Here is a 7260-nt window from a genome sequence, read left to right on the forward strand (position 1 = left end):
CGTCCAAAAAGGACGGGCGGGACGCCCATCCCACTTTCAAGAGTGGAAGTTATTTAATTCTCATTCCTAACTAAAAGTGAATATAATTGACTCGATCGAGAAATACCTGTTTGTTGCCTATGAGTAGCCTGACGTTTGCCTCTGCCCATCAGCTAGCGCGACTGATTCGCGATCGCCAAGTCTCTGCCGTCGAAGTTCTCGACGCTTATCTTACTCAAATCGCCAAGCACAACTCGCAATTAAACGCCATTTGTACGCTGGATGAAGACAATGCCCGTACTAGAGCAAGACTTGCCGATGAAGCCCTAGCCAGAGGAGAAAACTGGGGTGCTTTACATGGGGTTCCCATCACGATTAAAGACATTTTTGAAACAGCCGGACTCCGCACCACAGCAGGCTATATTCCCCTCAAAGATTATGTCCCTCAACAGGATGCAACTGCTGTTGCGAGATTGCGGGCAGCAGGTGCTGTCATCATGGGAAAAACCAACATGGCGGAACTGGCTGCCAATTATCAAAGCACAAATTCTCTGTTTCCACGGGTGAATAATCCTTGGCATCTTGACTACACACCGGGTGGCAGTTCTGGAGGGAGTGCCGCGGCTGTCGCAGCAGGACTTTCACCGTTGGATTTGGGGAACGATTTCGGGGGTTCGGTGCGTCAACCCGCTCATTTCTGTGGCATATATGGTTTAAAGCCGACAGATCGCCGTATTTCTACAGCAGGGCAGATTCCTGAAGTGCCGGGAATGCCACTGTCTATTCGGCAAATGATGACAGTAGGCTGTTTTGCTCGATCGCTCGAAGACATCCGGCTATGTTTTTCGTTAATTGCAGGCGCGGATCTGCGACGCCCTGATGTCCCGCCGATTCCGCTCGATCGACCCTCTGGGAAGCCTGTGCAGCAGCTCAAAATCGCTTGGACTGCTGAATGGGCCGAAGTTCCCGTTGCTTCTGAAATTCGAGCAGCTATGGAGTCGATCGTGCAGACACTCTCTCACGCAGGTGTCCACACCGAACGCTGGCTTCCCAAAGACTTTGAGCTTTCCAAAATATTGAATCTCTACGGACGGATCTCAATGTACCTCACTATCTACGCTCAACCGCAGGATAGATATAACCTGCGTCGTAGTTTAGAGTTAATCTTCCGCACCGCAACCCAAGGCGACAAGGAACTCCGAAAATTGGGAGATTTCAGCAGATTCCTACCTGAGATATTGAATCCAAGTTTGAAAGGATATTTCGAGGCACTCACACAGCGCGATGCCTTCACTGCCCATATAGATGAGGCATTAGAACCGTGGGATGTATGGCTTTGTCCCGTTGCGGCAACCGCTGCGTTTACTCATCGTCCCGCTTGGAGTGCCGTTGAGGTTAATGGCAGATCCTATCCTCATGCAGTGGCAAACGGGGCTTACACCCTGCCTTCTAATCTTAGTGGACATCCTGCCGTGGTAATTCCAATTGGACAAACTCAAAATGGTTTACCGATTGGGATGCAAATTGTTGGTAAGCGGTGGTGCGAAATCGAGTTGTTGGCGATCGCAGAAGCGATCGACAAAGTGGTTGGTAGCTTGCAACACCCACCTGGTTACTGAGCATTTTATCAAGTTTCACTTGATGGTCAATGTTTACTCTTGTGGTAGCGTGCGTCACGTTTGAGATTTTCAATGTGCACGAAAAGTATGAATCGGACGCACCGTTTTTTGCGGGAGTGCGTCAGTTGTGAGATTCTTAGTTTGTAGGGGAAATAATCCTAGCTGAGGCACCCTACTTGATTGTTACTGCTGTCTAAAGACTACCTTGTCTCTACAATTAACAGGATTTACGGACAAAGCGGTTTGAGAAGAACTGCGAGTTCCCTTGACATTAGTTCGCCCACATTAGAATATTAGCTCTAGAGACACATCGCATCAACTAGAAAACAAAAATATGAGTGCAGACGAACAGATATTGCAATTACCTCATATAAGTTTAAAGAGCAGAACACTACTGCCGCAAGAATCTGGAATATATTACGTTGTAGATGAAAAATTTATAATTTGGTACATCGGAAAAGCAAAGAATCTTCGTACCCGGTGGACAGGTGATAGTCACCACAGACTAGATCAACTACAAAAGCAACGAAAAAAACAGTTTACTATCTACTACGAATTGTTGCCTGAATCGCTACTTGACATTCTTGAACAGCAGCGGATTGAGCAGTACAGCCCGCAGTTGAATCGAACTCAAGTCAAGGCTAAGCAATTAGCTCCCACAGAGAGATTATTACAGGAAACGTTATTTAGCCTAGCCCCGTACAGTTTTGTATTAGGTGTAGAATCCCCCAGAAAAGAAGACCTTAAATTTATAGAAACTTCTATCTCTTGGGAAAATAATTGGAGAGTAAAAAAGGCTGTTTTGCCTCTGAGTGTAATACACATTTGCATAAATCTAAGTGAATTAGGCAACAACTGGAACTCAGAAATGCGTTTCCTGAGAAGGATTTTTAGAAAGCGCAGTAATTATTATAATAATTGGGAATTTGCTTATACTTATAAAGGTAAACCCATTTATGAATTAGCCGTGAGAAGATTGTTGGTTAATGGGTTCGTTATAGAAGTATATGGAATCGATCGACAAGCCTTACAATACATTCAAGGGTACGATTTGACTCAAGTGGCAAATGTAGACGTTAGGGCTGTTGATGAAGCTTCTTTAGCCCTCCTAAAAAATAAGTGTTTGCTTGGGATTGGAGGGATATCTTTGGCTAAAGATAACCAAGATGACCTATATGAGAGACTTTCCCGCAAGGCTATAGAACGAATATATCCTTATAAACAAGATTTCGTTAAATTACTTTTTAATGAAGAGATAGATTTCAGTCAAGCGCAAGTATTACCAACCAACACAACAACTGTCCGGGATAGTAATACAGGTATGCTGGTAAGGTTAGCTAATCTTGCCAATAAAAAACAATATCTGGCCACCTTGTTAACGGAACGCGGTATTGACTTAAATCGTTATGAGGTAAATAGGTATCTAGAGCAATTACCAAAGGATGATAATTACATAGACAGCAGTACAGATAAAAGAATGAATATTTTTATTAAGCCATTCTTTGGTAAGCTCGAAGAGCCTATAGGAGACAGAATTGTTAATTCTGAAGTTATTCGGATGAACAATACAATATATGGTGCAAAAGGGATGACGAGTCAAATCTCTTTGCGCGAACGTTACAACGAAGTTTATTTGCAGGCGACAGTAGATAGAGTGTTTTGGTTGCTGCTAGAAACCTACTTGTCCGCTTTTGCTAAAGTAAAGCTGAACAAAGAAGAAGGATATGTAAGCAAGGCGTATGTATCGCCTAGAAGATTTATAGCACCTGCTATACTCACTGTCACCTTAAATGGGAAATGGAAAGCAGATATTCCATTTGGTTCTAAAGATAATATGTCATACGATGAAAGTGTAGACACGATCGCACGTCTTTTACAGGCAAGCGGAATCCCTAAGCTGAAGTTTTCATTCAAAGTAGAGTGTATACGCACATAGCTGCTTGTAAAAAAAGAGTAATATCAATTACACAGTTTTTTAGACAAGCTGCATAACAGGCGCAACAGCCTAGCTGACAACTAACAACTGACAACTGACTAATGACTAATGCTGGCGAGTGGCTCCCAGCTTGTCACATCTTCAAATAAAGATTGATAGCCCGCTGCATTGGGATGCAGCCCATCTGCAATCAGGCGAGATCGCCACCAATCACTGCCCCGATTTACCCATTTATCAAAAATATCTAAATAGGGAATTCCCCGCAACTCACAAGCTAATTTCGTTGCCTCTTTATACCGATATTGGTCAGCATGATTGTAATACAAACAATCTTGAAAAGGCATTTTACTTTCATCCACTGGCACCATCCCGACAAATATCACCGGACAAAGTTGTTGGGACAGGTTTAACAAATGATCCAAAACAGTTTTAAAATGTTCAAAATCAGTGTAGCTGCGCCCGGTAGGCGACTGCACTCTCGCCGAATCGTTGAGACCTACGGAAAGAATAATCGCATCCGGGACGCGGTTTCTGAGTTCGCCCCGGTGGCGAAACTCGTTTTCGAGCCGCTGGGAGACTTGATAAGCCCGATCGCCCCGAACGCCCAAATTGTATAAAACGTGTCCTGCACTCTCCGGTAACATCCACTGGCGCCGCAATCTTTCTACCCAGCCACCGCCTACACCGTCGCCGAAACCGTAGATTAAGCTGTCACCGAAAGCAACCAATTTGAGGGGATGAGAATTTCCCCGATGCAAGTGACCAAAGGAATAGGCTGTTGCTACCTGCATAAGCAATGATACTCAGTTAATAAATTATGAATCTTGACATACTAGACTAGAATGTAACATTACATAAAGTAGGGAGTCTCATGGTTAAGCGTCCAACCTTCGATTCAACTCAGCTAACTCGTCGGGCGGAAGAGTTGATTAACGGTGCATCCAACCGCTATCGGATTACGGTGCAGGTGGCGAACCGCGCAAAACGCCGTCGCTATGAAGATTTTGACAATATGGATGACCATCAAATGAAACCTGTAATGCGGGCGATATTTGAGATGTCGGACGAACTGACTCAGCCGGAAATTATCGGAGACATCTAGACTTTGGGAGTTTTGGGTTTTGAGTGGTGAATTGCGAGCAATTTTTTCACACTCCACACTCAAAACTTTCTCAAACTAGACTGGCGGGCCTGGGCGAGAAACCCGGTTTCTTCTTAGCTGTCTCGTTGACAAACTTCTGATTTTCCTAAACCGGGTTTCTTTTCCTAAGTCCTAAAATTAGAAACTAGGACATCTGCTTGGGGTAAGTTTATGAAATTATTCTATTTTTGAAATTCTTGTCAAAACCGTGAATAGATTAAAGCAGGGCTTAAGTTTTCTGTTGGTTACTTTGAGTGTAGCGATTTTCACGCTTTTGAGTTGGGTATTGGAATCCGGGGAACTGAGTATGTCGGCTTTGAAACCTTCGCTGCTGCGGAGTTCTGAGTCGGCCTCAGTGCAGCGGGTGGCTCAACAATCTGCGCCGCCACAAGTGAGGGTGCAAGATGCGTGGAAATTGGTGTACGAAAAATTGCCGGATTTGCCGATCGAAAATAACTACATTTCTAAGGAAACTGGAAAAGTCGATCCTACTAATACTTTAGTCGGGCGGTTGATTCGATATCACGTATTTGTCAAAGGACGGCCGCCCAATTACCGCTTTGATTGGAAGTTGAGTTTAGCTGACTATTTGGGGGCGACTCCCGATTATTTGGTGGAAAGCGTTTATCCGGGAAAGGACGTTTTGCGATCGAATCCAATGGAACAGGATCGCGCTGCTATTCAAAGTTTAAATAGAGCACAGCGGGATGCTTTGGTTCAAGCTTTGGTTGATGTTTTTACGGAGACTGCCGGGGGTGGGCGCACACCGACGGCGGGGGAAAAACCACAAGGGCGATCGAATTCGCCGGAGATACCGCAGCCCCAGCCGGGAGATGCGAAGTTGCTGGCACCTTAATACTCATGGATACAGAAACCGGGTTTTTTACGGAAATATTGCTGTTGACCCTTTAACACAGCTAAAAAACCCGGTTTCTTCCGTTTCGTATTTATGGGTAAGTTCTACGAAGGATCGCGAATTAAATAACTTACAATTTTAATTGTTATTGTGGGATGGGCGTCTCGCCCGTCCAAAAAGGACGGGCGGGACGCCCATCCCACAAACTTGTGGAAGTTATTTAATTCTCATTCCTAATCTAAAATCCAAAATCTAAAATCTAAAATCCCTCAATGGTGGAACGTGTAATTAAAACGGGTGTTGGGTGGCGTTTGGGATGGAACCCGGAGGCGGAGGAGTTTAAGGGTTTGGTGGCTGGCGACGGTTGGGCGATCGAACTCACGGAGGCTGAGTTAAACGATTTTTGCCTATTGTTGGGGCAATTGGCCGACACCATGAGTCAAATGGCCTCTGAGTTAATGGACGAGGAAAAAATAGCCATTGAAGCCGAAAGCGACTTGCTGTGGGTGCAGGTGGAAGGCTATCCCGAAGCTTACAGCGTGCAGTTGATCCTGAATGCTGGCAGGAGGTGCGAGGGTTTTTGGCCGGAGGCTGCGGTTCCGAGTTTGGTGCAGGCCGCAAAAGTTTTAAAAGTTTTTTGACTTTTTTGGGAATTCTATGCTAAGCTGTTAAAGCTGTCGGGGCGTAGCGCAGCTTGGTAGCGCACTACTTTGGGGTAGTAGGGGTCGTGGGTTCAAATCCCGCCGCTCCGATAGATGGAATCCTTATTTTATAAGGATTCCATTATTTTTGCCGAAAATTTGGGTCTAAAGCCTCGTCCTTCGCTTGAGGGCTTTTTCTTGATATTAAGGCTTCTAATGAGCTCCCTTAGAGCATCTGATTTCGATATCCCTGGTGATTCGCAGTAAGATTCTAGCTTCTCAAACTCTTCATCAGTCAGCCTAAAAAATCCGCTCTTTTTTATGGCAAAGTATTGTAAAACTTCATTAAGCTTATAAGCATTAGTAAGCAATGATGGTAAGATGTAGTCAGGAGGTCAAAATGAAACTACCTGACTACGCCAAAGCAATAGGCATAAGTTACACAACTGCGTGGCGGTGGTGGAAAGCGAATAAACTACCACATCCGGCACGACAAACAGAAAGCGGTCTAATCATCGTTGACTACGTGCCACAAGCGTCATCCACCGAAGTCAAGAAGAATCGAGTCGCCCTGTACAGTAGAGTCTCTTCCTCCGAAAACAAAGAAAACCTTAACCGCCAATCGGAGCGGTTGGCTAAATACGCCATTGCTAATGGCTATCAAATCGTTAGAAACGTAAAAGAAATAGGCAGCGGATTGAATGACCACAGAAAGCAGTTGGAAACACTACTACAACAAGATGGTTACGACATTCTGCTAGTGGAACATAAAGACCGATTGGCTCGATTTGGTACGAATTATTTAGGCGTATTGCTTCTTCGGTCAGGAGTTAAACTAGAAATAGTTAATCTTGCAGAGAACGGAAAAGATGAGTTAATGCAAGACTTGGTAGCGATAATTACAAGCTTTGCTGCACGACTTTATGGACAGCGCCGTGCTAGCAGAAAGACGGAAAAAATAATTGCTGAATTGAGAGATGGAGGCACTGAATGCAGCTAACCGAAAGGCACATACAGCGGATTCCAGGTTTATGAAGTACAGTAGCAGCAGCTTGTAAACCAGTTTTTAAAGTGCTGTGGATTAACCC

At 44.6% G+C, this 7260-nt stretch carries 7 protein-coding genes and 1 tRNA gene; 7 read left to right on the forward strand and 1 reads right to left on the reverse strand.

Going from position 1 to position 7260, the window contains the following annotated elements; translation table 11 throughout:
- Nucleotides 1–119 precede the first annotated feature (119 nt).
- A complete protein-coding gene (locus QUB12_RS36015) occupies nucleotides 120–1598 on the forward strand; it encodes an amidase (RefSeq protein WP_333310903.1) in 1479 nt (492 codons plus the stop codon).
- A 334-nt stretch (nucleotides 1599–1932) separates the two neighbouring features.
- Nucleotides 1933–3534, forward strand: coding sequence for a hypothetical protein (locus QUB12_RS36020; protein ID WP_333148169.1), 1602 nt, complete (start codon nucleotides 1933–1935; stop codon nucleotides 3532–3534).
- Between the two features lie 98 nt (nucleotides 3535–3632).
- Here QUB12_RS36020 and QUB12_RS36025 read toward each other — a convergent pair whose 3' ends face one another.
- On the reverse strand, nucleotides 3633–4325 hold the full coding sequence (locus QUB12_RS36025; protein WP_333148171.1) for a GDSL-type esterase/lipase family protein: 693 nt from the start codon (nucleotides 4323–4325) through the stop codon (nucleotides 3633–3635).
- A gap of 80 nt (nucleotides 4326–4405) precedes the next feature.
- Between QUB12_RS36025 and QUB12_RS36030 the strand changes: the two genes are divergently transcribed.
- The 5 genes from QUB12_RS36030 (at nucleotide 4406) to QUB12_RS36050 (ending at nucleotide 7172) form a co-directional block, all read left to right on the forward strand.
- The gene (locus QUB12_RS36030; protein ID WP_015175138.1) at nucleotides 4406–4636 is read left to right on the forward strand and encodes a DNA-directed RNA polymerase subunit omega; all 231 of its coding nucleotides are present in this window, start codon (nucleotides 4406–4408) and stop codon (nucleotides 4634–4636) included.
- 346 nt (nucleotides 4637–4982) lie between these two features.
- A complete protein-coding gene (locus QUB12_RS36035; protein ID WP_333310904.1) occupies nucleotides 4983–5531 on the forward strand; it encodes a hypothetical protein in 549 nt (182 codons plus the stop codon).
- Nucleotides 5532–5803: 272 nt separating this feature from the next.
- On the forward strand, nucleotides 5804–6172 hold the full coding sequence (locus QUB12_RS36040; protein ID WP_333310905.1) for a DUF1818 family protein: 369 nt from the start codon (nucleotides 5804–5806) through the stop codon (nucleotides 6170–6172).
- A 37-nt stretch (nucleotides 6173–6209) separates the two neighbouring features.
- Nucleotides 6210–6283 (forward strand) — tRNA-Pro (locus QUB12_RS36045).
- A gap of 289 nt (nucleotides 6284–6572) precedes the next feature.
- Nucleotides 6573–7172, forward strand: a complete 600-nt coding sequence (locus QUB12_RS36050) for an IS607 family transposase (protein WP_333310907.1) — start codon at nucleotides 6573–6575, stop codon at nucleotides 7170–7172.
- Nucleotides 7173–7260: the final 88 nt, after the last annotated feature.

It is taken from the genome of Microcoleus sp. B7-D4 (genome assembly GCF_036705125.1).
Lineage (GTDB): Bacteria > Cyanobacteriota > Cyanobacteriia > Cyanobacteriales > Microcoleaceae > Microcoleus.